Below are 25,263 nucleotides of genomic sequence, written 5' to 3'. Positions count from 1 at the left end.
ACGGCATGATGCGTTGTCATGAGCACCCAACCGTCCGAGGACATCGATCGCCCCGACGCCGAACGGGGCGCCGAGCCGACCGCTCCGGCGACCGGCGACTCGTTCGTGCGCGGCCTCTCCGAGGCGATCGGTGGTCCGCTCGGCGGGCACGCCGTGCGGCCCGAGGCGAGACGCGGGCGGTTCTGGACGGCAGCACGGATCATCCTGGCGCTGACGTGCATCACGCTGGCGCTCTCGTGGGTGCAGAAGTCCCCGTGCCAGACCGGCGACTGGCAGAAGAACGTCCAGTACACCCGGTTCTGCTACACCGATGTGCTGGCGCTGTATTACGCCGAGGGGCTCAACGACGGCAAGGTCCCGTACAAGGACCACGCGGTGGAGTACCCGGTCGTGACCGGCTACTTCATGGGCGCGCTGGGCCTGCCGGTGCACGCGTACGGCGTGAAGCACCCCGAGATCAACCAGGGCCAGTGGTTCTACAACGCGAACGCGCTGGTGCTCTCGGCGCTGGCCGTGGCGACCGCGGCCGTGATCCTCGCGTTGCGCCGGCGACGGCCCTGGGACGCCGCGATCTTCGCGCTCTCCCCGATCATCTTCTTCACGGCCACGGTCAACTGGGACTTCCTCGCGATCGGGCTGGCCGCGATCGGCATCTACCTGTGGGCCAAACGACATCCGGCCTGGGCTGGCTTGTTCTTCGGGCTGGGCGCGGCGGCCAAGCTGTGGCCGCTGTTCATCCTCGGCCCGCTGCTCGTGCTGGCGTTGCGCTCGAAGACCCTCGACAAATGGCTGTGGTCGTTCCTCGCCACGGCCGGCACGTGGCTCGCGGTCAACTTCCCGGTCTGGTACCTCTGGCACGACAGCTGGCTGCGCTTCTTCCAGCTCAACAGCGAGCGGCCGATCGACTGGGGCACGTTCTGGTACGTCGGCCGCTACCTCGACGGCAAGTGGCACAGCGGCGCGAACGGCGATCAGGGCCCGTTCCAGTGGCTCAGCAACCACGTTCCGACGCTCAACATCTTCACGTACGGGTTGTTCGGGCTCGCCTGCGTCGCGATCGGCATCCTGGCCCTCGCCGCGCCCAAGCGTCCCCGGATGGCCCAGTTGGCCTTCCTGGTCGTCGCGGCATTCCTCATCTTCAGCAAGGTGTGGTCGCAGCAGTACGTCCTCTGGCTGCTCCCGCTGATCGTCCTGGCCCGCCCTCGCTGGGGCGCGATCATCGCCTGGACGGTCGCCGAGTTCGGCTACTTCACCGCGTTCTACGCCGAGCTGCTGGGCGCCGGCGGCAAACCGGTGATCCCCGAGGGCACGTTCGTGCTGGCCTCGGCCCTGCGCCTCATCACGGTCGCGGTCCTCTGTGGCCTGGTGATCCGCGAGATCTGGCGGCCCGAGCTCGACGTGGTCCGCCAGACCTACCGCGACGAAGACCCGGACGGCGGCTTCCTCAACCGCCCGGACGCCGGCTGGATCGAGGGCTTCAGCAGGGCCTTCCACCGCAAGCCCAAGCCCGCCGCGGCGGCTGCCACTGCCGAGCCCGAGCCCGAGCCCCCGGCCTCCCCGGAGCCGGTGCTCATCAGCTGACGAATCCGATCAGGAAACGACCGCAGCCCGGGCCTCTGGGCCCGGGCTGCTCTGTTTGGTCAGCCCGCGACGAACTTGGTCAGCCCGCGACGACTTGGTCAGCACGCGAGGTTGGTCAGCCCGCGACGACTTGGTCAGCACGCGACGTTGGTCAGCCGCGATGGCTTGGCCAGGCCGCGATGGCTTGGCCAGGCCGCGACGACGGACCGTGCGTCAGCCGCCCGCAGCGGCGATGAGCGTCGGCAGCCCGCCCGGCTGGGCGTTGAGGGTGGGCTGGGTCGGCAGGGTGCGCCCGAGGCCGGGATCGCCGCCGGGTTGGGTGCCCGTCCCCGGCTGCGGGATTTCACCGCCGGGCTGCGTGCCGGTTCCCGGTTGGATGCCCGTGCCCGGCTGGGTTCCGGTGCCGGGCTGGGTGCCCGTCCCGGGCTGGCCCGGCTGCTGGCCGGACTGGTCAGGCGGGGTCAGCCGGAACAGCACGGCGTCGTCCAGGTCTTCGCGGGTGATGCCCATCCCGTCGACCGGAATGTCGCCGGCGCGCTCCCACGGCGTGCCCGCCACGTAGTTTCGCAGCAGCAGAACCGTGGTGATGCCCTGCGTGCGCAGGTATTGAATGCTGACCGCGTCGGGGAACGTCTGCACCGACCGGCGCATCTCGGCCTGGTGCGCCACGGCGAAACCGCCCGCGCCGTTGGCGACCTGCTGGAAGCGGGTCGTCGACCAGAACATCACCATCTGGTCGGTGAGCTCGGCGGTCGGCAGCACCAGCATCGGGCCGGTGACCGTGCGCATCGCCTTGGGCTGGTCGGGCACCACCGGGTGGGCGGCCGAGGCCCAGCCCTCGGCCAGCACCAGGGCCAGCGGAATCAGCGTGGCCAGCCGCAGCCACGGCCCCGGCCATGGCGGGATGCGCTGCTCGGCCCAGTGATCGGCGCGGCGCACGAACTCGGCGACCGCGCCGGCCGCCAGGATCGCCAGCAACAGCGTCACCCAGAGCATGAGCCGACCGGGGATCCGGACGCCGAACGAGGCCGGCAGGTGACCGAAGACCGGGAGGTACGTCCAGCGGCCGTCGAAGAAGTTCGTGCCCAAGGTCAGGATGATCGTGGCGGCGAGACCGGCCAACAGGAGCAGGCGCTGCCAGAGCGTCCAGATGGAGAACGCCAGGCCGGCCAGGGCCAGCGCGTAGAGCACGAAGCCCGGCAGCAGCGACATCTCAGCCGGCCAGGTCAGTGAGGAGCGCGGCACCTGGTGCGGGCCGCCCCACAACCGCGACTCGGCGGGGCCGATCAGCAGGCTGCGCAGCGGCGGCGAGAAGAACTTGATCTCGGCGGTGGCGGTGCTCGTGCCGCTGCCTTTGAAATAGGGAATGGCGATGAGCGCGGCCACCCCGGCCACGAGCAGCGGGCCGATGAGGTCGGTGACCAGCAGCCGCCAGCCCAGCACCGGACGCTCGACGGGACGGCGCCACCATCGGATCGGCACCCGGACCAGCAGTACCAGCAGGATGATCCCGAGCACGCCGAGGAACGGCAGCCCGAGCGAGAAGCCGAGGCTGACCTGCCAGGCGGCGACCAGCCAGCCGGCCACGGCCCAGCCGGCATGGCGATGCGTACGCCGGAAGCCGCGCCGCATCGACCAGCCGTGCCCGCGGGCCAGCATGGCGAGCGCGAGCGGGATGCCGCCGGCCGAGATGATGTCGAGGTGGCCCTCCTGAGCGAGGCGCCACGGCGCGTACGCGAAGGCGACCGCGGCCACGGCGGCGCCGGTGCGGCCCGCGCCGAGCTGCCGGACCAGGGCGTAGGCGCCGATCAGCAGCAGCGTGTGGGCCAGGACGAAGAGAATGTTGTACCGCAGCGCGGCGGCGAGCGGGCCCTCGCCGATCATGCCGGCCGGGGCGTAACCGAGCAGGCTGTCGCCGAAGGCGAAGCTGTTGGGCTCGGGGAAGAACGCGTTGGCCTGCCACAACTTGACCGGGTCGGTGAGCAGGATGTGCCCGCTCCAGGCGATCTGCCAGGCCTGACGGGCCGGATCGCCGAGATCTTGCGGCAGGGTGTGCAGCGGGTACTGCAGGGCGGGCCAGGTCATCGCCACGGCCAGCGCCAGCGCGACGTAGGTGACCACCGCGTACTCGTGGATCAGCGCGCGCCCGAAGGAGCGGATGGCCCGCCGGATGCGGCCGGGCGCTCGCTCGGGCATGGTGGCGAAGACCGTCCAGGGGTCGGCCGGGGCGTTGGCCGGGCGAGCGCTGGGCAGCGGCTCTTTGATGCGGGCGGACGATGGCATCTTTTGTGGAGCGATTGCCGCACCAGCCGCAGAATCGGACACATCGGACGGATTTGCCGGGGCGGGCGCGGTGTCGGCGGCCCCGGGCGTGCCGACAGCGGGGGCGGCGCCAGCGGGTGTTGGTGCGCCGACAGAGGCGAGCTCACGGGCCGGAGTCGCCGACCGTCGCCGACTGGTTACGCGCAGGAATCGCCGCCAACCCGACTCGGCGTCGGTGGCCCGGGCGGCAGCCGGCTCCTCCAGCGAGACCGTCATGCGCGCGGCTCGATCGGCCTCGCTCGTCGGGGCGGCCGCCGGCGGCGCGACGGGAGCCGGCGCCGGGGCAGCGGGGCGCAGAGCCTCGGCCGCCGGGGCGCGGGGCGGGGCCGGCTCGGTGGCCGGCTGCTCCTGCGGCTGCTCGGTGGTCATGGTCCTCCCCAGTACCCCGTGGTCAGCGGCTTGCCCGCTCCCTCAGGAGGGCGATGTCTGCGCCCTGGCCCTCGGCGCCGCCCGGCGTCTCGACGACCGCCGGAGCGCCGGAGGCCCGGATAGCGGCCACCACCAACTCGGGGTCGATCTTGCCATTGCCGAGGTTGTCGTGCCTGTCCTGGCCGGAGTCGAAGCCGCCCTTCGAGTCGTTCGCATGAATCAGATCGATCCGGCCGGTGATCGCCTTGACCCGGTCGACGATGCCGACCAGGTCTTCCCCGCCCGCGAACGCGTGGCAGGTGTCGAGGCAGAAACCCGCGCCGAAGCCGGCCACCGCATCCCACAGCCGGGCCAGGTCGTCGAAGCGGCGGGCGCACGCGTTGTCACCGCCGGCGGTGTTCTCGATCAGGATCGGCAGTGGCAGGCCGCCGTCGGATTCCGCGTACTCGAAGGCCTTGCGCCAGTTGTCGAAACCGGCCGACAGGTCGGCCCCGGCGCCCACGTGGCCGCCGTGCACGATCAGGCCTTTCGCACCCAGCTCGGCCGCGGCTTTCGCGTGCGCCATGAGCAGCTTGCGGCTCGGGATACGGATCCGGTTGTTGGGCGAGGCGACATTCACGATGTACGGCGCGTGAATGTAGATGTCCACCTCGGACTCGCGCAGGGCCGCGGCGTCTTCGCGCGGTTTGGGGCTTTTGTAACCCTGCGGGTCGGTCAGGAAGAACTGCACGGCGTCGGCCCCGCGTTCACGTGCCGCGTTCAGGGGGTCGACGGGATCGACATGGGCTCCGATGCGCATGGGACGAGCCTACGACGAGGGTCCGACGCTTTCCGCATGCGTCACCGCGTCCCGCCGGGCCTCGTTAGTCCCGATCGAAGCAGGACGAACTGGGAGATGGTGCATGTCGCGGCAGTTCCGCTACCGGGTCACAGCGTTCGTGCTCGGCGGCCTCATATTCGGCGCACCGTTGCTGACGAATGGCACGGCGAGCGCCGAGCAGACCGGCCAGGCCCGCGAGGGCGGCCGGCAAGTGATCTTCGAAGGCGGCGGGATGTTTGACCTTTCCTGCCGCTCCCACCCCGACATCGAGCACATGACGGTGCCGGCCGACAGTACGGTCCGGGTGATCAACCGCACCGGTTACAGCGCACGTCTGCAGCTCGGCCGCGATACCAAGGGCACGCTTCCCGACGACGCCGCGACCGACGTGGTGTTCCGCCGGGGCACGACGACGGTGCTGCTCAGGCCGAACTGCCCGCTCGGCGAGGACACGACGCCGGTGCTGGTCACGGCCGCGCCGTCGGCGTCGGCGCAGATGCCGGACCCGATGCCGGCGCCCTCGGGCAGCAGCGCGAGCGCTTCGGTCATGGCCGCCACGGGCTCGTCGGGATCGCCGTCCGGTCCCGCGTCCGGTTCCGCCCTGCCGGATTCGGCGGCGGCGAGTCCGTCGCGGCCGACGCCGGCGACGGGACATTCGAGTGTGCGGGCTCCGGCGACCATGCGGACCTCGGCGGTGGCTCAGGCGGCGGCGGCCGCGGCGCAGGCCATGCCGCAGGGTGGCAGCTCCGGGCGAGTCAAGGTCAAGACGCCGACGGGTACGCCGGGAAGCACGGTCACCGCGTTCTCGGGTATGCCGCCGGGTGATCGGAAGACGCTTGTCCCCGGCGTACCCCACCTCGATCTGAGCCCGGCCACGCGGGAAGCCCTGCCCGCGCCGCCCGCCGCGCCACCCACCGAGATCGCGACGGCGGAGCCCGCAGCGGAGCCGGTGGCCGCGATGGAGCCGATGAGCGAGACCGGGCCGATCGGACTGCTGGCGCTGATGGCGGCGGTTTGTGTGATGGGAGTGGGTGCTGCGGCAATTCGGGCTATCGTGTCGCAACGTGCAAATCGGGCGAAAGTGGCGTAAGCTAATTGTCAACAAGCTCCGCGGGGCGGCCGCGTCCAACCTCATCGGTGTGGTCGTTCCTCCCCAGGTCCCACCCAGCGAAAGCGGAACGGACGCCCCGCGGCTCCCGATGAAAGAGGACCTCGTCCGCCGACGGGGTCCTCTTTCGTGTTCCGACCAGGATTTGGGCAGGTCGAGCCGGGTGGGTATGCTTGCTCGGTTCGCAGTCCCAGCCGTGGGCTCTGTACCCACGGCTTTTCGCTGCGAACGACACAAGACCTCCTGCCACGGAGAGACCGTGGCCGCTCAGCCCACAGGAGGTGAGAAAGTCTTGCGTCATTACGAACTCATGGTGATCCTCGATCCTTCGCTCGAGGAGCGCACCGTCGCCCCATCGCTCGACCAGTACCTGAACGTGATCAGGACCGCGGGTGGCTCGGTGGAGAAGCTCGACGTCTGGGGCCGTCGCCGGCTCTCGTTCGAGATCAACAAGAAGGCCGAGGGCATCTACGCCGTCGTCGACCTTCAGGCGACCCCCGAGGCCGTCGCCGAGCTGGACCGTCAGCTGCGGCTCAACGAGAACATCCTCCGTACCAAGGTCATCCGGCCCGAGACCCGCTGACCGCTCGTTTTTGTCAGGGGGTTCTGCGACCCTCCTACGAACGAGAACAGCGGCGAGGAGTAGATCATGGCAGGAGAAACCGTTATCACGGTCGTCGGTAACCTCACCGACGATCCCGAGCTGCGCTTCACCCCGTCGGGTGCGGCGGTTGCCAAGTTCCGCATCGCGTCCACGCCGCGCACTCTGGACCGGCAGTCGGGTGAGTGGAAAGACGGCGAGCCACTGTTCCTTGCGTGCAACATCTGGCGCGACGCCGCCGAGCACGTCGCCGAGTCGCTGCAGCGCGGCGCTCGGGTGATCGTGCAGGGCCGGCTGCGCCAGCGGTCTTACGAGACCCGCGAGGGAGAGAAGCGCACCGTCTACGAGCTCGAAGTCGACGAGATCGGCCCGTCGCTGCGGTACGCCACGGCGAAGGTGCAGCGGATGAGCCGCTCCGGCGGCGCCGGCGGCAGCGGTGGTGGCTTCGGCGCCTCCAACGGCGGCGGTGCCAGCGGCGGCGGTGCCAGTGGCGGCGGTGCCAGTGGCGGCGGTGCCAGTGGCGGCGGTAACCGGCAGCCCAGCACCAGCACCAGCAGCGGCGGCGGCGGCGGAGGCAACTTCGACGACCCGTGGGCGACGGCAGCTCCGGCCCAGGGCGGCCGCTCCGGCGGCGGCAGCTCCTCGTTCGACGAAGAGCCTCCCTTCTAGCCCTGTCGGGCTGTCAAAAGAGTTCAGGAGTAAGAGCAATGGCTAAGGCTGCGGCACTGCGCAAGCCGAAGAAGAAGGTGAACCCGCTCGACAAGGACGGGATCACCTACATCGACTACAAGGACACCGCCCTGCTGCGGAAGTTCATCTCCGACCGCGGCAAGATCCGCGCTCGCCGGGTGACCGGGGTGACCTCGCAGCAGCAGCGGCAGATCGCCCGCGCGGTCAAGAATGCCCGCGAGATGGCGCTCCTGCCGTACACGGCGACGGCGCGCTGAGGGGGATCCGCGAGATGAAGATCATCCTCACCCAGGAGGTGTCGGGCCTCGGCACCCCCGGCGACATCGTCGAGGTCAAGAACGGCTACGGCCGTAACTACTTGCTGCCGCAGGGCTTCGCGATCCAGTGGAGCAAGGGCGCCGAGAAGCAGGTCTCCGTCATCAAGCGGGCCCGCGATGCCCGCGAGATCCGTGACCTCGGGCAGGCCAACGAGGTCAAGGCGCAGCTGGCCAGCCTCAAGGTGACGCTGAACGCGCGCTCCGGCAGCGGCGGCCGCCTGTTCGGCTCGATCACCCCGAGCGAGATCGTCGACGCGGTCAAGGCCGCCGGCGGTCCGCTGCTCGACCGGCGCCGCCTCGAGCTGCCGGGGCACATCAAGACCACGGGCGCGTACAACGTCCAGGTCAAGCTGCACCCCGAGGTGACCGCGACGTTCCCGGTGAACGTGGTGGCCGCCAAGTAAGGGCGTCAGAGTCGGGAGGCCCCTGTCCACGGAAAGCGTGGACCGGGGCCTCTTTGCATGCCGACCGGGGGGCCGAGCCCCCGAACCACCCACGAGAAAGACCCGTCTGCCAGCGACCTCAGTTTGAGAGCGGGCCGGCTTGCTCAGCTGAGGCTGTTGCCGGTGATGGCGGAACTGATCACTGTGGCCAGTCCTCCACCGACGACCGCGGCGGCCAGGCCCACGCTGATCGCCTTCCAGGAGCTGCTGAACTTTCGCAGGCCGACGGCGACGATGATGCTCAGCACGAGCGAGATGAGGAACTGCGGGGCCGCCTTGCCGAGGGTGTCCAGGGCGTGCGACTGGGAGCCGGAGTTGACCACCAACATGTAGACGACAAATAGGACAATGGGCACGCCGTACCAGATAACGGTGTATCCGATCGCGGCGAGTGGGCCGCCGGCGTCCTGATCATCCTCCTCGTCGTCCGGATCGAGCAGGTCACTCCTCCGGCTCGTCGGGAAACCGCCGGTCACGGGGCGGCGCTCGTAGGAGCCGGTGAGATTCTGCTGGACCCCGTTGCCGGAGCGTTGTGGACGGACCATCGGATCGCGCTGCTCGCGGGGGACGGGCGAGATCAGCGACGTCGAGGTCATCGATAAGTTCGAGGATCGCGGGGCCTCTGCCGCCCCGCTCGCCCGAAAGGGCACGAAATCCGAGGTGCCGAAGCGCCGGGATTCACCCTCGGCGAGATTGCTGCTGTCCGACAGGTCTCGTCGCCAGTCGTCGTCGCCAACCTCGCGGTAGGTGGCCGAGCCGCGGCCGTCGCCGTTGCTTTCGGCGGGCTCGGCGAACTCGCTTCGCCAGTCGCCAGGATCGGGGCGCTGCCTGGCATCGGACGGCGCGCCACCGGCCCAGGGCGGGCTCTCGGGGGCCGCGCCGAGGGCCCGGCTCTGCCAGGAGGGGCCAACGCCGGAGTCGCGGCGCCAGGCATCGGAGCCCAGCGGCTCGCCGTATTCCGTGTCGGCGCGGCGCCGGCCACCACCCGCCGGCGGATCGTCGTCGCCGTCACGGCGACGGACCCCGGCACGGTAATCAGACGGACCGCCGTAGGGCGTGCCGCTGCGCGGGGAGTTGCCGGGATCGCCGCCGTAGAGGTTGCCGCCACGCGCGCCACCGGGGCCGTCGTCGTAGGGGTTGCCGCCACGCGCGCCGCTGGGACCGTCGTCGTAGGGATCACCGCCGCGCGGTGCGTTTCCGGGACCGTCACCGTAGGGCGTGCCCCGGCGCGGGTCGCCTCCCAGGCCATCACCCAAGGGCGCGCCCCTGCCGCCGGCGCGGTCGCCGTAGGCAGGGCCGCCCGGGCGCTCGCCGAAGGGCATGCTGCTGCGCGGCCTGTTGCCGGGTGCGTCGTCGTAGAGCCCGTCGTCTCCGGTGCGGTAGTCGGTCGCGTCGTCGGGGCGGGCACGACCGCTCGGAAGCGCGCGCCGGGCGCTGCCGTAGGCCGGGCCGCTCGGGGAGGCGCCGCCGTAGGCCTGGCCGTTTCCGGAGCCGTAGGCCTGGCCGTCGCCGTAGCCGCGATCGGTGCCATAGGCGGGACCGCTGGCCGGAGCGCTTCCGTAGGTCGCGCCGCCGCCGTACGCGGGACCGCCGGACGCCGCGCCGCCATAGGACGGACCGCTGGCCGGGGCGGCGCCGAAACCAGTGTCGTCAGGTCGGGCGCGGCCGCTCGGCAACTCGCGGCGAGGGCTGCCGTAGGCGGGGCCACTCGCCGGCGCGTTGCCGTAGGTCGGGCCGCCTGCGGGACCGTTGCCGTAGGTCGGGCCGCCTGCGGGACCGTTGCCGTAGGCGGGGCCGCTCGCGGGGGCGGCGCCGAAGCCGGTGTCGTCAGGTCGGGCGCGGCCGCTGGGAAGCTCGCGGCGGGGCGTGCCGTAGGGGGTGCCGCTGCGCGGGGCCGGGCCGGGGTAGCCGGGCTCCTCGTCGGGCCGGTTGCCGTAGGGCGTGGCGCTGCGCGGGGCGCTCGACGGCATGCCGCTACGAGGCTCGGCGGGCATGGCGCTACGCGGGGAACTGGACGGCGAGGCGCGCCAGTCGTCGGCGGGGCCCTCGGGCTTCGCGGGGCCGGCGGGAAGCGCGCGTCGCGGCGGGACAGTGGGGCCTTCTCCTTCGCGGCGGGCGGCCTCGTCGCGCCAGGCCTGCACGCGCGGGTCGTCCTCGGCGCGGCTCCACTGGCCGGTGTCGGGGTCACGAACCCAGCTGCTGGTGTCGGGCTCGGCCACCCAAGAGCCGGTGTGCTCGCGCCAGTCGTCGTCGTGGCCCTCGTTGTAGCGGGCCTTGCCGCCGCGGCCGGACGGGCGCTGCTGCTCCTGGGCCCTGGAACGGCGACCAGGCTGCGGGCCGGGGGCGCCCTGTTCGCGACCGTCGTCGCCGAACACGCCGGGCGCGCTGCGGGGGTTTGCCCCGCGGGGGTCCTCGCTGAACGTGCCGGGCGTGCCGCCGAAGGCTCCGGGGGCGCTGCGGGGGTTCGCTCCGCGAGCGTCGTCGCCGAACGTGCCGGGCGTGCCGCCGAAGGCTCCGGGGGCGCTGCGGGCGCCTGAGCCGCGGGCGTCGTCACCGAACGCTCCGGGGGCGCCACCCAGCGCTCCGGGTGCGCCACCGAATGCGCCGGGGGTGTTGCGCGGGTCCTCATTGAACCGGCCGGGCGCGTCGGCGTCGTCACGGCTGCGCCGGCGGCCGACCCCGGGGGCCGGCTGGTCGGTGGGATAGCCCGGAGCCGCGCCGCGCCCGAAGGCGGCCGGAGGCTCGGCGCCGCGCCCGAACCCGCTGGTGGGAGAGCCCGCCGGCGGCTCGGCGCCGCGCCCGAAGCTGGTCGGGGGTTCGGCGAGACCAGCGCCGCGTCCAAAGCTCGAGGTAGGTGCGGCGGGCGGCGGCTCGATGGCGCCTCGGCCGTAGCCGGGAGTCGGGGGTTCGGCCAGGCCGGCGCCGCGTCCGAAGCTTGAGGTGGGTGCCGTCGGTGGACGCTCACCACGGCCGAAGCCACTGGTGGGCGAGGCGGCCGGCGGCTCGGCGGGATAGCCCGGCGCCGCGCCGCGCCCGAAACCAGCGGCCGGAGGCTCAGCGCCGCGCCCGAACCCACTGGCCGGCGGCTCAGCGCCGCGCCCGAACCCGGTGGTCGGAGAGGCAGCCGGCGGCTCGGCGCCGCGCCCGAAGCCGGGCCCGGAGGGGGCCTCGGGAGGATAGGCCGCGCCGCGCCCGAAGCTGGAGGTGGGAGCGGCGGGCGGCGGCTCGACCCCCCGCCCGTAGCCCGATGCGGGCGAAGCGGACGGCGGCTCGGCGTAGTTGCCGCGGGTGAAGCTCGTCGTCGGTGACTCGGTCGCGTACCCGCGCGGGGACTCGGCCGGCGGGGCGTCATCGGCGTATCGGCCGCGGCGCGGTGCGGGCGGCGCGGCGTCGGCGGCGTGGCCGCCGGGACGGGTGTCGTAGCTGAGCGGCATCGGCACCGATGCGGCGCCGCCGATCGGGCGTGCGCCGGCGTCGGCGGCCGGGTCGGTGTGGCGGCTGCGGCGGCCGGGCTCGCCGTATGGCGCCGACCGGCGCGCGGGATCGTCATAGGCCCCGCCCTCGTACGGGGTCGCCGGCAGGGCCCGGCGGCCCGTGGAGCCGTCGTGGCGGCCGGCGTCGTCGTCGTGGCGCCGGGCGGCCGGGTCGGCGCCGGCCCACGTGGGCGTGGTGGGGGCGGCCGGGTCGGCGAAGAGCGGGATGTTGCCCGTGTCGGTGTGCCCGGCCCAGTGGTCGGATTCCGAGCGCGTGGCCCAGCCCGTACCCCCTGATGGTCTTGAACCGCCACCCTCGGGCGCCCGGCGGCGGCCGACCGGCGGTGACCCATCACCCAGCTCCGCATCGCGCCGCCAGGCGGCGCGGTCATCCTCGCGGACGAGATGGCGTCCGTCGTCGCGCGGCGTCTGCCAGCTCGGCGTCTCGGCCGGATCGTCCATGCGCAGCCAGCTCGACATGGATTCCGGGTCCTTCGTGGAGCTGCTCGCGGGGGAGGCCGAATCGTTCCACGTCGCCGTGCCGTCGATGGCGTCGCGCTGCCAGGACTGACGGGCCGGCTCGGCCGGGCTGCCGTCGACCAGTTGCTGCCAGGAGGAGGAGCTCTCGGCCGGCGGACGCGGGGCGGGCTGCTGGCGGCTCGGCGTGGACTGTTGTTCCCAGGGCTGCGCAGGCTCGGTGAACTGCTGCCACGCGGGGCGCGACTCGTCGGAGGCGGGCGCGGACCAGGCCGTGTTGGAGATGGCCGGCTGGGCGTTGGGGGTCTCGCCGGTCGGCGGGTACGCGCCGGTGCCGCCGGTCTGCCAGGCCTCGGTGGTCGAGCGAAAGCCGTGCGTGCCGGTCGTGGATCGCCACTCGGTGGTTTGCCGCCAGCGTGCGCCGGTGGCCCGCCATTCGGCCGTCTCCGTGCGCCAGCCGACGCCGTCGGCCGGGAAGGTCGGGCGTCCCGTCGAGGCCACGTCGGACCATCGGTTCGCCGGCTCGACCGCCTGGGAGTCGGACTCGGCCTGCTGAGCCCACGCGTCGGCGCGGTCCTGCCAGGCCTGCGCCTCGGGGCTGGGCTGCATGCTGCCGGTGTCGGTCAGGGACGCCCATTTCGGCTCAGGCTCGACGAAATCGGTACGCTCCGGACTCGGGGAAGGCCACGGCTGTGCAGCGCGCCGGTCGCGCGGCATGCGTGTGCCGTAGTCCCACTCCCGTTGGTCCACCCAGAAAGCGTGACGTGCGGGAGACCGAACCGCAACGCCTCCGGGCGATGGCTTGCTCACGCGGGGCAGCTTTTTCTCCCTCCACAGCTGTTGATGGCGTTGTTCCTGCTGGATAAGGCACATGTCACCCCATCCCCAGGAGTTGTACACAGGCTGTGCACAGGCCTGTCCCCAGGCTGGGCCGGGATGTCCACAGGTTGTCCCAAGGCTTGTCCACCGGGGCGCTTGGGCAGGTGGTGAGGCTCTTCGTAGAGTGGGCCAACCTCGTGATCGGGCCAATTTTTTGATCATGGGGCTGTTTCAGCCGAAAGTGTCGTACCCGGGCTGTTGGATCACGAGATAGACGTACGGCTAGCGGAGGGGGTCCGGGTGTCGATCACCGACGACGCAAGGCCGGAGTCGCGGCCGCCAGCCCAGCCATCGGCCGGCGGGCCGCCGCGTGGGGGCGGCGGCGAGGGGTCGGGCGGCGGCGGTTTCGACCGTTCCCCGCCGCAAGACGTGGCGGCCGAGCAGGGCGTGCTGGGCGGCATGCTGCTGTCCAAAGACGCGATCGCCGACGTCGTCGAGATCATCAAGGTGCAGGACTTCTATCGTCCGGTGCACGCGACGATCTACGACGTCATCCTCGATCTGTACGGGCGGGGCGAGCCGGCCGACGCGCTGACCGTGGCCGCGGCCCTCTCCGACGCGGGCGACCTGCAGCGCACCGGCGGCGTGCCGTACCTGCACACCCTGATCGAGAGCGTGCCCACGGCGGCGAACGCCTCCTACTACGCGCGCATCGTCTCCGAGCGGGCGATCCTGCGCCGGCTCGTCGAGGCCGGCACCAAGATCGTGCAGCTCGGCTACGGGGCGAACGGCAACGGCGGGCGCGATGTCGACGACATCGTCGACCTGGCCCAGCAGGCCATCTACGACGTCACCGAAAAGCGGGTGAGCGAAGACTTCGCGGCCCTCGGCGACATGCTGCAACCCACCCTCGACGAGATCGAGGCGGTCGGCGCGTCCGGCGGCATGATGAGCGGCGTGCCGACCGGCTTCGGCGACCTCGACCGCCTGCTCAACGGTCTGCACCCCGGCCAGTTGATCATCGTGGCCGGGCGGCCCGGCCTTGGCAAGTCGACGGCGAGCATGGACTTCGCCCGCAATGCCGCGATTCGCCACAACTGCGCGAGTGCCATCTTCTCGCTCGAAATGAGCAAGATCGAGATGGTCATGCGGCTTCTCTCCGCCGAGGCTCGGGTGCCGCTGCACGTCCTGCGCTCCGGGCAGCTCACCGACGACGACTGGAGCAAGCTCGCCCGTCGCATGGGTGAGATCAGCGAGGCGCCGATCTTCGTCGACGACACCCCGAGCATGAACCTCATGGAGATCCGGGCGAAGGCGCGCCGCCTCAAGCAGCGGCACGACCTCAAGCTGATCGTGATCGACTACCTCCAGCTGATGACCTCGCCGAAGCGCACCGAGAGCCGCCAGCAAGAGGTCTCCGAGCTTTCCCGTGGCCTCAAGCTCCTGGCCAAAGAGATCGAGTGCCCGGTGATCGCGGTGTCCCAGCTGAACCGCGGCCCCGAGCAGCGCACCGACAAGCGGCCACAGCTGTCCGACCTCCGTGAAAGTGGATCAATTGAGCAGGATGCCGACGTCGTCATCCTGCTGCACCGTGATGACTACTACGACAAGGAGTCACCACGGGCGGGCGAGGCCGACTTCATCGTGGCCAAGCACCGAAACGGCCCGACCGACACCGTGACGGTGGCCGCCCAGCTGCACCTCTCCCGCTTCGTCGACATGGCCATCGTCTAGGCGCCGCCAAACAGAGGGGACCGCCAAACAGAGGGGGCTGCCAAACAGGGCTAGACACCTGTTTGGGTGGGTCTGGTTTGAGCGGGTTGGCTGCCGTGGCCTTGGGGTAGTGATTGTGGGTGCGGCCGTTGCGATGGGTGGCGGCTGGGCTGGGGCGCGCCATGGCCGGGAGTCGTGCGTGGTCACGGTGGGTGCCGCCCGTTGCGCTGGGTGGCGGCTGGGCTGGGTTTGCCATGGCCCGGGGTCGTGCGCCGAGGACGTGCGCCTCGACCACCGGGTACCGGCCCTCGAAGGCCCGCCCGGCCTCGTCGTCGCCCCAGGGTCGCGCTGCGGACGCGGCAGCCACCGCCGCCCCGGCGGCGTCGCGCTGCACGCCCAGCGCGCGCCCGGCCTCACTGATCCGCCGCCCCGGCTCATCCCGCGTCATGGTGGCCCAGCAGCGAACGGAGCTCGTTGTCGCGAAGGAACCGCATCGTGCCCGATTCGGCCGGCAGATAGCGATCCGTCCGCTGACGTTCGATCCGCTTCCCGGCGCTCATCAGTCCGGCGCGCTGACCGAGTTCGCCGAGGTGTTCGGCGTCCCGGTGTTCCCGCTCGGCGTCGAGGCCGGTGACTCCTACGTGGTGATCGACGAGCCTGGCCGCGTGTTCCTTCTCGACCAGGCCGGCGAGTGGTTTGTCGGCGACTCGCTCGACGAAGCCGTAACGGCCCTCCTGACCGGCGACGGCCCGGCGGACCGCCTCCACGACGACGGCTCCGGGACGCCGTCCGGCGAGGTAGGGGCCCGCGACAATGGGCCCGCGACAATGGGCCCGCGACTTAGGGGCCGAAAGGCAGAGGCGCCCGCCGGATTCGCGGCTGGGCGAAACCGGCGGGCGCAAACCCCGTCAGTCGAAGAGGTCGTGCAGGAAGCTCTTACGTTTGCGGTAGTGGCCGTGGTGGCCAACTTGTCCCCGGTAGTGGCCGTGGTGGCCTTGCGCCCGGTAGTGGCCGTGGTGCCCGTATGCGGCGGGGGCCGGATACCCATGGGCGGCCGGCGCGCCGTAAGCCGGAGGCGGCGGGGCCGCGTAACCGCCGTGCGTCTGCGGGGGCGGCGGCGGGGCGTAAGCGCCGGGCGGCGGGGTGGGCGCTGCCGGGCGTGACGGGGCCTGCCGGGTATTGAAGCTGGCCTCGGCCTCAAAGAGTTTTTCGAGCTCACCGCGGTCGAGGAAGATGCCGCGGCATTCGGTGCACTGATCGACCGTGACGCCGCTGCGCTCGTACACTCGCATCTCGCCGTGACACTTCGGACAGGTCATCTGCATCTCACAGACGGTACAAGGCCGTGTCACTGTTCCGAGCTTTGTCAGGCTGTGTGCTTGCTGAATGCACGGTGGGAAACATCGGACGTCAACGCTGGCGCCCACGCCAGAAACGCGATCGGGTAGAGCAGGTAGCCGAAGCGGGTCGAAGGGATCAGCAGGATTGCGGCGAGCAGCCCCCAGCCGCAGATCAGCGCCGCGTCGGCGGCCGTCCGCGGCGGCCGGCGGACCAGCCGTACGGCGATCACGACCGCGGTCGCCGCGAGCAGTCCGGTGGCCAAGAGCCGACCGCCGGGCAGGTGCTGAGCGATCAGGTAGCCAGGGAATGGCGACTGCGCCGGGCTGGTGACCAGGCCGTGCCCGAGCGGAAAGCGCACCACGTTCTCGAGGAAGGCGTGCGCGTTCACCAGGAACGGCGGGATCAGCACGAGGATCGGCAGCCCGAGCGCGCCGGGCAGGAACGACCGCCACCGCCCGCTGACGATGGCGAACACCAGCAACACCGCCACCACCGGGAAGGCAAACGGCTTGCAGGCCGCCGCCGCGCCGACGGCGACTCCGGCCCAGCCCCACCGGCCGGTCGCCGTGAGCGCCAGAGCCAGCAGGCAGAGCGCCAGCACCGGCAGATCGTCGCCCCCGGTGGCCAGCGTCAGCGCACAGATCGGCACGATCGCGACGGCCTGAACGGCCCGCACGAGAGGGGGCGGCATCGGCGTCCCGGGAAGTCCCCGAAGCGCGCCCGAGAGGCCCGGCAGCGGCCCGGATGACGGCGTCGGAGAGCTGCCCGGCATGAGCAGCCCGACCGCCACCGCCAGCGCGCCCACGGTCATCACCGCGAACCACACCCGAGCGTCTGTCCACCAGAAGTCGCCGAAGACGGCCCGTGGCAGCCCGAACACCGCCATCCCCGGCTGGTAGGGGCTGTACCCCATCAGCCGCTCGTCGACCGGCAGCGCCGCGATCGCGTCCCGGCCCAGATAGGGCGTCCCGTGGTGCAGCAGCCGGTCGCCCATCCGCTCGACGACCAGCACCTCTTCCTGCGCCCGGTCCGTCCGCCCGCCGGCTCGATGCACCGCTTCGACCACCAGCGGCAACAACGCCGCGAGAACCCCGGTGGTCCAGGCGAGCGTTCCCCTTCCGCTCACCGAGCGCCGCATGATCTGTACGACGACCAGCACCGTCGCCGCGGCATACGGCCATACCGCGATCGCGCCCCACGCGCGGTGCGGCAGCAGTGTGGAGGTGAGGGCCGTGATCAGCGCGAAGGCGGCCGCGATCGCGTACAGGAAAAGGTCGGCCGTCAGGCCGCCGCCGGCCCGATCGATGCCCTGGAGCAGGCGGACGGCGCGGTTGGTCACGCCGGCAAGTGTGTCAGAGCAGGTCAGCCGCGCTGGCGGGGCGGGTCGGGCCTGGCTGGCGGGGGAAGGTCAAGCCCGGCTGGCGGGGGTCAAGCCCCGCTGGTGGGGAGGTCAAGCCCGGCTGGCCGGGGGCAGGTCGAGCCTGGCTGGCCGGGGGCAGGTCGAGCCCGCCCGGCGGAGGAGGTCAGCTCGGCTGGTGAGGCAGGGCGGAACGACTCTGGCCGGGCGGCCGGCGCCGCGGCAGGCGCACCACCGAGCCGGCGTCGTGCAGGGCGGCGGCCAGCGCGCCCGGACGGCCGCCCGAGCCGCGCTGGAGCGTGCCCAGCAGCCGCGCCGACGACATCGGCCGGGCGAACAGGTGACCCTGGCCGGCGACGCAGCCCAGCTCCCACAGGGCGTGCCGCTGCGGCTCGCTCTCGACGCCCTCGGCGACCACGGTGAGGTGCAGGCTGCGAGCCAGATCGACGGTCGAGCGGATCACGGCGGCGGCCTCGGAGGAGGTCTCGACGGCGGTGACGAAGTCGCGATCGATCTTCAGCTGGTTGATCGGGATGTGCGACAGCACCGAGAGCGAGGAGACGCCGGTGCCGAAATCGTCGAGGGCCAGGCCGACGCCGGCGTCGCGCAGCTCGGTGAGCGCCCGTCCGACCGTGTCGATCTGGCTGATCGTGAGGGTCTCGGTGAGCTCGAGCACCAGCCGGTCGGCCGGCACGTCGTGGCGGGCCAGGCCGGCGAGCACAGTGGACGGGAAGCGCGCGTCGAGCAGGCTGCGCGGCGACACGTTCACCGCGACGGGCAGGTCGAAGCCGGATTCCCGCCACACGCCCGACGCTGCCAGTGCCTGGTCGAGCACCGCCTCGGCGAAGGCCGGCAGCTGGCCCGAGCGCTCCACCGTCTCGAGGAACTGCATGGGCGTGAGGTAGCCGTGCTCGGGGTGCTGCCAGCGGGCCAGCGCCTCGGCCGAGATGATCTCGCCACTGCCGAGGTCGACGATCGGCTGGAAGTCGACCACGAACTCCTGCTCGGCGACCGCGCGCTGAAGCTCGCCACCGAGCATCAGCCGGCCGACGTCGGCGGTGTCGAGCGAGTGCGCGTACGTCGCCGTGGGCAGGCCGGCGCGCTTCGCCTGATACATGGCGACGTCGGCGCGACGCATCAGCTCGTTGATGCCGCCGCTGCCGGGCGCCAGCGCGATGCCGCCGGCCGCCTCGACCGTGATCTGCATGCCCTCGACCTCGAGGGTCGCCTCGAGCGCGCTGAGCATCTGCTCGGCGCGGTGCGTGGCCAGGGCCGGCGTGACCAGGTTGACCAGCAGCACCGCGAATTCGTCGCCGCCGAGCCGGGCGACCAGGTCGCCGGGGGCCGCCGCGTCGTCGAGCCGCCGCGCCACCTCGCGCAGCACCGCGTCGCCCGCGCCGTGGCCGAGCGTGTCGTTGACCTCTTTGAAATGGTTGAGGTCGATGAGCAGCAGCGCCACGATGCCGTCGTCGGTGCGGCCCGCGAAGTACTTCATCGCCCGCTCGTAGAGCTCGCGACGGTTGGCCAGCCCGGTCAGCGGGTCGTGTGCGGCCTCCCACGCGTTCTGCTCGTTGAGCCGCTGCAGCTCCGCGTACGCCGAGGCGTTGCGGATCGCCGTGCACAGCGCCGATGCGAACGTCTTGAGCTTGTACCGCTCGAACTCGGTGAGCTTGATCTTGCCGTGGAAGTCGAGCACGAGCGCGCCCGCCCGGTAGCTGCGGTCGCGGGTCTCCAGCTCGGTGGTGATTGCCGTGTCACCGCCGAACTTCCGCGGGCCGGGGCCGTCGTAGGTAACGCCCTCGGCGCGCGCTCGCACCACCCGGTCGACGCCGGTGGTGTTCAGGTCGATCTCTACCTCGTCGGCCGAGAAGAGCCGCGCACCCTGCTCGGCGGCGTGGTAGAGCACCTGGTTGAGGTCGACCGAGCTGAGCTCGTCAGTGGTGTCGGCGAGCCGCCGCCAGGACTCGCGCTCCTCCGCGGTGCGCACCCGCCGGGTGTGCCAAAGGTGCAGGCACGCGACCACCAGCGGCACGAAGCCGAGCAGGAGCAGGCTCGCCCCGTAGATCAGCACGCCGGCGATGTAGAGGATCGTGGCCAGCTTGACCGCGATGTCGACCAGGTCGGAGATCAGCTCGCGGAAGAAGAGCCGCCGGATGGTCGAATGCGAGGCCACCGCGATGACTGGGAGGAACAGCAGCTGGTCGACAATGTTGAGCGCCAGATAGGACAGTGCGACCGCCCAGATCGCGGCCTCGGGATGCATCAGGTCGGGACGTGCGCCGCTGAGGATCAGCACGGTGCCGGCCGCGCTGACGATGAGCACAAGCTTCGCGAGCGCGAACAACGACTTCTGCGCCGATCGCTGGGTCGGGATCTTCGCGACCGCCATGCCGGCCGAGGCGCACAGCACGACCCACGGCATCGGGGCGAGTACCAGCCCGATCATGATCGGGATTTCGCTCCAGTTCGTGGCGTTCTGGCTGGATTGCACCCGTACATAGATCTTGACGCGCTCGCCGACCACTGTGCCGAGGAAGATCAGGATCAGTAGCGCGGGTTGTGGCGTCGAGAGGTCCGCGTTGATCGCGTACCAGACGTTGAAGACGACGGCCCCGCACGCCAGAACGACGACGAGACCGATGAGCAGCCAGAGCCGCCGATCGGTCGCGTCGTCGTTGGAGCTTCGTACGGTTGACACGGGATCTTCCTGTCGCCGAGCTCAACGGGCGGTGTTCCCGGGCTCAAGCGTATGCAAAGGGCGCCCTGTGGCGCACTGACCCCTTAGTCCCAGTCACGGATCCGCATTGCTTCTCTCCTCGCGTCGGAACCCGGCCCAGTCCGGGTCCAAAATGATCTTGGTTCGTCGCGACGAGCAGAACGTTATGCGGTAGTCCGCGCAGCCGTAACCCTTTTGTGTCGGTATGCGCAGAAAGCGATAATCGGGCCGGCGGTCGTTACTCGCTGTCCAAGAAACAGAACTCTGTGCAATGTGATTAGTCGATTTGGACGCAGTGTCCGGATAGCAGAGGGTGCCGTTTGTATAACGCAACGGATTGACAAAACAACTCGCTTATCCGTAACGTCGGCAGGCTCCTGAGCAGCGCATAGATCATGAACATTGAACAACCTTTCAATGGTGAACCGCATGTCTCCATTGCGCTGGCGGACGTCTTCGGCGAACGTTCTATAAACTCCCGTTATGCCCGAGAAATCGCTGCTCAGTCACGTCGACGAGACAGGCGCCGCACGCATGGTCGACGTTTCCGCGAAGGCGGTCACGACGCGTCTCGCGATCGCCGCCGGCCGGGTCGTCACGACCCCCGAGGTGATCGCGTTGTTGCGGGTAGAAGGCCTGCCCAAGGGCGATGCGCTGGCCGTCGCGCGGATCGCCGGAATCATGGGCGCCAAGCGGACTCCCGACCTCATCCCGCTCTGCCACCCGATCGGCCTGCACGGCGTCGTGGTCGACCTCGAGCTCACCGGGAATGCGATCGAGATCACGGCCACCACCAGGACCGCTGACCGCACGGGCGTCGAGATGGAGGCGCTCACGGCGGTCGCGACGGCCGGCCTCACGATGATCGACATGATCAAGGCGGTGGATCCGGCCGCGAGCATCGAATCGGTCCGTGTGCTGCGGAAAGAGGGCGGCAAGACCGGTGAATGGGTACGCCCGGAGGACCGTCCATGAAGGCCCGCGTGATCGTCGCCAGCAACCGCGCCGCCGTCGGCGTCTACGCCGACACCAGTGGCCCACGCCTGGTCAGCGGCCTGCGCGAGCTCGGCTGCGAGGTGGGCGACCCGGTCGTGGTGCCGGACGGCGATCCGGTCGAGCGGGCGCTGCGCGAGGCAGTCGCCGACGGCGTCGATGTGGTGCTGACCAGCGGCGGAACGGGCATCACCCCGACCGACCGCACGCCCGAGGCCACCCGCGGCGTGCTCGATTTCGAGATTCCCGGCATCGCCGAGGCGATCAGGGCGTACAGCCGCGACCGGGTGCCGGCCGCATCTCTTTCCCGAGGTATTGCCGGAGTAGCCGGACGAACACTTATAGTGAACTTGCCGGGCTCAACCGGCGGGGCCAAGGACGGCCTCGCGGTGCTCGCGCCCCTGCTCAAGCACGCGATTGAGCAGATCGGCGGCGGGGATCACCCGCAGGTGTAGCCCGCGAGTACTAGACCCGCGGGCGTACACAAAAAGTCCTAGACGCATGGTGCAAAGTCGGACACCGTTCGGCGTCCACATAGTGGGAAATCTTGGGCCCGGACACTTGGGTGGGGCGCGAGACGATCGCGCTCGTTAGGCTCGACCGGTGAGCGAAGAGATCCCGGTCGACTGGGAACAGGCCCGCGCCCTCGCGTACGAGGCGGGCCGGCGCGCGGCCGGGCCGACCGAGTTGATCTCGCTGCCCGACGCCGACGGCCGCACCCTCGCCGAGCCGCTGCGCGCGCTCACCGACCTCCCGGCGTTCCCCACGTCGAGCATCGACGGCTGGGCGGTGCGTGGCCCGAAGCCATGGCGCGTCGTCGGCCGGGTGCTGGCCGGCGGCGTGGCCGGCCCCCTCGATCACGACGGCACGTGCGTCGAGATCGCGACCGGAGCGATGGTGCCGGCCGGCGCCGACGCGCTCATCCGCGTCGAAGAGTCCACTCGCGACGCCGAGGGCCTGGTCAGCGGCGAGCCCCGGGCGGTGCCCGAGTGGCGGCTGCCAGGCGAGGAAGCGCACAAGGACGAAGAACTGCTGCCGGTGGGCACGGCCATCGATCCGGCGGTGATCGGCGTCGCCGCGACGTGCGGGTACGAAGCGCTGAGCGTGCGCCCGCGTCCCCGCGCCGGGCTGCTGGTCTTCGGCGACGAGTTGCTCACCGCCGGCACGCCGGGCGCCGGCCGGGTGCGCGACTCGCTCGGCCCCCAGGTGCCCGGTTGGCTGCGCCGCTGCGGCGCCGCGGTCGAGCCGTCCGCGGGCCCGGTTCAGGACACCCTCGAGGCCCACCTCGAAGCGGTTCGTGGCGCGCTCACCGCGGCCGACCTGGTCTGCACCACCGGCGGCACCATGCACGGACCGGTCGACCACCTGCACCCGACGCTGACCGAGCTCGGCGCCGAGTACGTGGTGAACACCGTCGCCGTCCGCCCCGGCTTCCCGATGCTGCTGGCCCGCGTCCCCGGCCCCGACGGGCGAACCCGCTTCCTGGCCGGCCTGCCCGGCAACCCGCAGTCGGCCGTGATCGCCCTGATCACGCTGGTCGCGCCGCTCCTCGCCGGGCTGCAGGGACGCCCCGCGCCCTCGCTCACCATGGTCGAGGTGTCCGCCGGCGTGCCGGGCCGCGGCGGGTTCACCCACCTGGCGCTGGCCCGGCTCGACCACGATGGACGGTCGGCCACCCCCGTCGGCCACGTCGGCTCGGCGATGCTGCGTGGCCTCTCCAACGCGCACGGCTTCGTCGTGGTCCGCCCCGGCGCGCAGGCCGCGGCCGGCGACCTCGTGCCGTTCCTACCGTTGCCGCTCGTTGCCGGAGAACGTCCATGACCCGGATTGTCGCGATCGCCGAGGTGCTGGCCGTGCCGCTCGACCTGGCGGCGCACGAGAAGGCCGTGGCCCAGGCCCGGGCCGGCGCGGTGGTCTCCTTCCAGGGCGTGGTGCGCGACCACGACCAGGAGCGCGGCGTGACGCTGCTCGAATACGAGGGCCATCCGACCGCCGAGGCGATTCTGCGCGAGGTCGCGGCCGAGATCGCCGCCGATCCCGACGTGTACGCCGTGGCGGTGTCCCACCGGGTCGGCACGCTGGCGATCGGCGACGTCGCGCTGGTGGCCGCGGTGAGCACGGCCCACCGGGCGGCGGCGTTCGCGGCGTGCGCCCGCCTGGTCGACGAGGTGAAGGCCCGCCTTCCGATCTGGAAGCGCCAGGTCTTCACCGACGGCACCGACGAGTGGGTCAACTGCCCGTAGGCGCGGTCACCGGCCTCGCGGTCCCGGTATGGCCGGGGCCCGGCGCAGCTGCTGCGGTCGGCGGCGCACCGGCACGGCGGGGGCCACACCCGGCCGCCACGGCAGGGCGTTCAGCAGCAAGATCAGGATGAACGCGTAACCGTTGCCGCCGGCTGTCCATCGTGGATCGGCCACGAGCAGCACGTAGGTCAGCACCGCCGCGGCCGCGAATCCGGCGCCGGGAAAACGCCGCGACTGGGGGCGGCGGGCGGCGGTCCGCCGGCGGGCGGCGGCGTCGATCAGGATCAGGACGGCCGGCAGGAGCCAGATCAGGGAGTGGACTCGGCTGATCGGGCCTACCGCCGCGCCGGTCAGGCCGATCAGCGTGCAGGCGGCGATCTCGTCGCCGTCGTGGTGCGCGGAACGGGCACGGATCATGCCGACCGCCATCAGGAGACCGGCGAACGACAGCCAGATCAGCACCGGCGTGCTCGTCGAGTCGTAGAGGCGGGCCAGGACGCCGGCCAGCGACTGGTTGTCGGGGACGTCGAACGGCCCCGAGCGGGCCAGCCCGGGCAGGATCGGCGCCGGGCCGGGCGCCACCAGCAGGGCGGCGCCGAGGACGGTGAGGGCGGTGATGGTCGCGGTCACCGCGGCCCGCCATTGCCGTGTGACCGCGAAATACACGATGAACAGGCACGGGCCGATGGCGAGAGCGGTCGCGATCCCGGTGCCGAGACCGGCCCAGGCGCCGGTGGCCCACATCCGGCGGAGACGGGCGGGCGGGCGGCCGTCCGAAGGGTCCGGCCACCAGGTGGCGCGGCTGCGGGCCCAGGCGGCGCGGCGCAGGGCTATTACGTCGGCGGTGACCAGGCCGAACAGGAGCAGATCGAGGCAGCCCAGGCCCAGCGTGGCGCGAACCGGGGCGGCCGCCAGGGCCAGGAGGACGGCGGCGAGGATGATCGGGAAGCGGGGCCGGCCGTATCGGCGGGCGACCGGGCCGGCCAGGGCGACCAGGGCGAGGACCAGCGCGACCACGCCGGTCACGGCCGTCAGAACGGCTGCCGCCCTGAGTGGGAGCAGGCTCAGCGGGGAGATGAGTAGGGCGGCGGGGGCGGTCAGCGGGGCGTCCAGCCGGTCGCCGGCCTGCCAGTCCCGGACGGCTGCCAGCGAGGCGGCGAGCGTGCTGACCCCGTACGCGTGATGGAGAAAGAGAATCGCCGAGCCGGCGGCGAGACCCGCCAGGGCGACCACAACGGACCTTGCGTGCTTCGCCGGCATGGCGCGACCCCCGTCGCTCTCGGAAGGCGCAGACCAGCCGCGCGGCCCTCGTCCGCTTTAACGCGGAGACCGCGACAAGGTCACCCAGCGGGTCAGCCGGGGATCTTTCGAGCGGCGGCGGCCGACATCGCGGCGATCTTGGCGTCGCGCTTGGCGGCCTTGGCGGCCCGCTTCACCGCGCGCTGCGAGCGATCGACCGCGTGCGTCGTGCGGTAACGCAGGCCCGGGCGGCCCTCGGTGTCGGCCGCTGCCAGCAGCAGACCGCCGATGAGACCGAGGTTCTTGAGAAGATCGGCCGGCCGCTTCTCCTTGGCGAAGCCCGCGGCCGTCGTCGGCACGAGACCGGCGGCCAGCAGCGCCGCGGCGGGCCGGGTGAAATGTCCGGTTGCCAGCGCCACGCCGGCCACCACGTCGGTGGCCGCCTTGGCGCGCACGATCGTGCGCGGGTCGGTCGGGATGCGCGGATCGGCCTTCTCGAGCGCCGGGCCGACCCGGTCGAGGACCCACCGCGCCGTGTCGACCTTCTCGTCCGGGTTGATCAGGTGTCGGATGCCGTCGACCACGAAGATCGAGGCGAGCATGGCACGGGCCGCTGTGCGTACGGGTCTCATGAAAATGGT

19 protein-coding genes and 1 pseudogene are annotated in these 25,263 nt (G+C 71.6%); 12 read left to right on the top strand and 8 right to left on the bottom strand.

Annotation, left to right across the window (positions count from 1 at the left end; genetic code table 11):
• Nucleotides 1–18 precede the first annotated feature (18 nt).
• Nucleotides 19–1,581 (top strand): glycosyltransferase family 87 protein, encoded by a 1,563-nt coding sequence (locus ACIA5D_RS24300; RefSeq protein WP_396032447.1) that lies wholly within the window; start codon nucleotides 19–21, stop codon nucleotides 1,579–1,581.
• 213 nt (nucleotides 1,582–1,794) lie between these two features.
• Here ACIA5D_RS24300 and ACIA5D_RS24295 read toward each other — a convergent pair whose 3' ends face one another.
• Together ACIA5D_RS24295 and ACIA5D_RS24290 are read right to left on the bottom strand one after the other, a co-directional pair.
• Nucleotides 1,795–4,272, bottom strand: a complete 2,478-nt coding sequence (locus ACIA5D_RS24295; protein WP_396032446.1) for a hypothetical protein — start codon at nucleotides 4,270–4,272, stop codon at nucleotides 1,795–1,797.
• A 22-nt stretch (nucleotides 4,273–4,294) separates the two neighbouring features.
• Nucleotides 4,295–5,071 carry a deoxyribonuclease IV gene (locus tag ACIA5D_RS24290; protein ID WP_396032445.1) on the bottom strand — a complete coding sequence of 259 codons (777 nt, stop codon included), beginning with the start codon at nucleotides 5,069–5,071 and terminating at the stop codon, nucleotides 4,295–4,297.
• A gap of 139 nt (nucleotides 5,072–5,210) precedes the next feature.
• Here ACIA5D_RS24290 and ACIA5D_RS24285 point away from each other — a divergent pair, with 139 nt between their 5' ends.
• From ACIA5D_RS24285 to rplI, 5 genes are all read left to right on the top strand, one after another.
• Nucleotides 5,211–6,182, top strand: coding sequence for a hypothetical protein (locus ACIA5D_RS24285; RefSeq protein WP_396032444.1), 972 nt, complete (start codon nucleotides 5,211–5,213; stop codon nucleotides 6,180–6,182).
• A gap of 310 nt (nucleotides 6,183–6,492) precedes the next feature.
• Complete coding sequence (rpsF, locus tag ACIA5D_RS24280; RefSeq protein ID WP_097325510.1) at nucleotides 6,493–6,783, top strand: 30S ribosomal protein S6; 291 nt, start codon at nucleotides 6,493–6,495, stop codon at nucleotides 6,781–6,783.
• Between the two features lie 66 nt (nucleotides 6,784–6,849).
• The gene (locus ACIA5D_RS24275; protein WP_396032443.1) at nucleotides 6,850–7,470 is read left to right on the top strand and encodes a single-stranded DNA-binding protein; all 621 of its coding nucleotides are present in this window, start codon (nucleotides 6,850–6,852) and stop codon (nucleotides 7,468–7,470) included.
• A 38-nt stretch (nucleotides 7,471–7,508) separates the two neighbouring features.
• Complete coding sequence (rpsR, locus tag ACIA5D_RS24270; protein WP_007073789.1) at nucleotides 7,509–7,748, top strand: 30S ribosomal protein S18; 240 nt, start codon at nucleotides 7,509–7,511, stop codon at nucleotides 7,746–7,748.
• Nucleotides 7,749–7,762: 14 nt separating this feature from the next.
• The gene (gene rplI, locus ACIA5D_RS24265) at nucleotides 7,763–8,212 is read left to right on the top strand and encodes a 50S ribosomal protein L9 (RefSeq protein WP_396032442.1); all 450 of its coding nucleotides are present in this window, start codon (nucleotides 7,763–7,765) and stop codon (nucleotides 8,210–8,212) included.
• Nucleotides 8,213–8,355: 143 nt separating this feature from the next.
• Here rplI and ACIA5D_RS24260 read toward each other — a convergent pair whose 3' ends face one another.
• Nucleotides 8,356–12,951, bottom strand: coding sequence for a hypothetical protein (locus tag ACIA5D_RS24260; protein WP_396032441.1), 4,596 nt, complete (start codon nucleotides 12,949–12,951; stop codon nucleotides 8,356–8,358).
• Between the two features lie 369 nt (nucleotides 12,952–13,320).
• On the opposite strand from ACIA5D_RS24260, the gene dnaB reads away from it, so the two are divergent.
• Both dnaB and ACIA5D_RS24250 read left to right on the top strand, forming a co-directional pair.
• Nucleotides 13,321–14,754, top strand: coding sequence for a replicative DNA helicase (dnaB, locus tag ACIA5D_RS24255; RefSeq protein WP_396032440.1), 1,434 nt, complete (start codon nucleotides 13,321–13,323; stop codon nucleotides 14,752–14,754).
• Between the two features lie 161 nt (nucleotides 14,755–14,915).
• Nucleotides 14,916–15,416: pseudogene (locus tag ACIA5D_RS24250) on the top strand (SUKH-3 domain-containing protein); the annotation flags it as partial.
• A gap of 225 nt (nucleotides 15,417–15,641) precedes the next feature.
• Here ACIA5D_RS24250 and ACIA5D_RS24245 read toward each other — a convergent pair.
• The 3 genes from ACIA5D_RS24245 to ACIA5D_RS24235 form a co-directional block, all read right to left on the bottom strand.
• Nucleotides 15,642–16,058 (bottom strand): zf-TFIIB domain-containing protein, encoded by a 417-nt coding sequence (locus tag ACIA5D_RS24245; RefSeq protein WP_396032439.1) that lies wholly within the window; start codon nucleotides 16,056–16,058, stop codon nucleotides 15,642–15,644.
• A gap of 41 nt (nucleotides 16,059–16,099) precedes the next feature.
• Nucleotides 16,100–17,413 carry a glycosyltransferase 87 family protein gene (locus ACIA5D_RS24240; protein WP_396032438.1) on the bottom strand — a complete coding sequence of 438 codons (1,314 nt, stop codon included), beginning with the start codon at nucleotides 17,411–17,413 and terminating at the stop codon, nucleotides 16,100–16,102.
• A 184-nt stretch (nucleotides 17,414–17,597) separates the two neighbouring features.
• On the bottom strand, nucleotides 17,598–20,129 hold the full coding sequence (locus ACIA5D_RS24235; RefSeq protein WP_396032437.1) for a putative bifunctional diguanylate cyclase/phosphodiesterase: 2,532 nt from the start codon (nucleotides 20,127–20,129) through the stop codon (nucleotides 17,598–17,600).
• Between the two features lie 501 nt (nucleotides 20,130–20,630).
• Here ACIA5D_RS24235 and moaC point away from each other — a divergent pair.
• The 4 genes from moaC (at nucleotide 20,631) to ACIA5D_RS24215 (ending at nucleotide 23,383) form a co-directional block, all read left to right on the top strand.
• Entirely contained in the window at nucleotides 20,631–21,122 is a 492-nt protein-coding gene (moaC, locus tag ACIA5D_RS24230; RefSeq protein ID WP_396032436.1) for a cyclic pyranopterin monophosphate synthase MoaC, read from the top strand.
• Entirely contained in the window at nucleotides 21,095–21,595 is a 501-nt protein-coding gene (locus ACIA5D_RS24225) for a molybdenum cofactor biosynthesis protein B (RefSeq protein WP_396032435.1), read from the top strand. Before moaC ends, ACIA5D_RS24225 begins: the two co-directional genes overlap by 28 nt.
• A gap of 148 nt (nucleotides 21,596–21,743) precedes the next feature.
• Nucleotides 21,744–22,961, top strand: a complete 1,218-nt coding sequence (locus ACIA5D_RS24220) for a molybdopterin molybdotransferase MoeA (RefSeq protein WP_396032434.1) — start codon at nucleotides 21,744–21,746, stop codon at nucleotides 22,959–22,961.
• Nucleotides 22,958–23,383 (top strand): molybdenum cofactor biosynthesis protein MoaE, encoded by a 426-nt coding sequence (locus tag ACIA5D_RS24215; protein WP_396032433.1) that lies wholly within the window; start codon nucleotides 22,958–22,960, stop codon nucleotides 23,381–23,383. Before ACIA5D_RS24220 ends, ACIA5D_RS24215 begins: the two co-directional genes overlap by 4 nt.
• Nucleotides 23,384–23,389: 6 nt before the next feature.
• On the opposite strand, the gene ACIA5D_RS24210 is transcribed toward ACIA5D_RS24215, so the two are convergent.
• Both ACIA5D_RS24210 and ACIA5D_RS24205 read right to left on the bottom strand, forming a co-directional pair.
• Nucleotides 23,390–24,643 carry a glycosyltransferase 87 family protein gene (locus tag ACIA5D_RS24210; RefSeq protein ID WP_396032432.1) on the bottom strand — a complete coding sequence of 418 codons (1,254 nt, stop codon included), beginning with the start codon at nucleotides 24,641–24,643 and terminating at the stop codon, nucleotides 23,390–23,392.
• Between the two features lie 92 nt (nucleotides 24,644–24,735).
• The gene (locus ACIA5D_RS24205; RefSeq protein WP_396032431.1) at nucleotides 24,736–25,254 is read right to left on the bottom strand and encodes a DoxX family membrane protein; all 519 of its coding nucleotides are present in this window, start codon (nucleotides 25,252–25,254) and stop codon (nucleotides 24,736–24,738) included.
• Nucleotides 25,255–25,263: the final 9 nt, after the last annotated feature.

Source organism: Actinoplanes sp. NPDC051513, assembly GCF_044454685.1.
In the GTDB taxonomy this organism is placed as follows: domain Bacteria; phylum Actinomycetota; class Actinomycetes; order Mycobacteriales; family Micromonosporaceae; genus Actinoplanes.
The sequence above is the reverse complement of the archived record's forward strand: the minus strand, read 5'-3'. Positions and strand labels throughout refer to the sequence as shown.

Excerpts from the sequence above, each read along its gene's own strand:
- ACIA5D_RS24300 (WP_396032447.1), top strand. The coding sequence starts at position 19 with ATGAGCACCCAACCGTCCGAGGACATCGATCGCCCCGACGCCGAACGG.
- ACIA5D_RS24295 (WP_396032446.1), bottom strand. The coding sequence starts at position 4,272 with ATGACCACCGAGCAGCCGCAGGAGCAGCCGGCCACCGAGCCGGCCCCG.
- ACIA5D_RS24290 (WP_396032445.1), bottom strand. The coding sequence starts at position 5,071 with ATGCGCATCGGAGCCCATGTCGATCCCGTCGACCCCCTGAACGCGGCA.
- ACIA5D_RS24275 (WP_396032443.1), top strand. The coding sequence starts at position 6,850 with ATGGCAGGAGAAACCGTTATCACGGTCGTCGGTAACCTCACCGACGAT.
- rpsR (WP_007073789.1), top strand. The coding sequence starts at position 7,509 with ATGGCTAAGGCTGCGGCACTGCGCAAGCCGAAGAAGAAGGTGAACCCG.
- rplI (WP_396032442.1), top strand. The coding sequence starts at position 7,763 with ATGAAGATCATCCTCACCCAGGAGGTGTCGGGCCTCGGCACCCCCGGC.
- ACIA5D_RS24245 (WP_396032439.1), bottom strand. The coding sequence starts at position 16,058 with ATGCAGATGACCTGTCCGAAGTGTCACGGCGAGATGCGAGTGTACGAG.
- moaC (WP_396032436.1), top strand. The coding sequence starts at position 20,631 with ATGCCCGAGAAATCGCTGCTCAGTCACGTCGACGAGACAGGCGCCGCA.
- ACIA5D_RS24225 (WP_396032435.1), top strand. The coding sequence starts at position 21,095 with ATGGGTACGCCCGGAGGACCGTCCATGAAGGCCCGCGTGATCGTCGCC.
- ACIA5D_RS24215 (WP_396032433.1), top strand. The coding sequence starts at position 22,958 with ATGACCCGGATTGTCGCGATCGCCGAGGTGCTGGCCGTGCCGCTCGAC.
- ACIA5D_RS24210 (WP_396032432.1), bottom strand. The coding sequence starts at position 24,643 with ATGCCGGCGAAGCACGCAAGGTCCGTTGTGGTCGCCCTGGCGGGTCTC.
- ACIA5D_RS24205 (WP_396032431.1), bottom strand. The coding sequence starts at position 25,254 with ATGAGACCCGTACGCACAGCGGCCCGTGCCATGCTCGCCTCGATCTTC.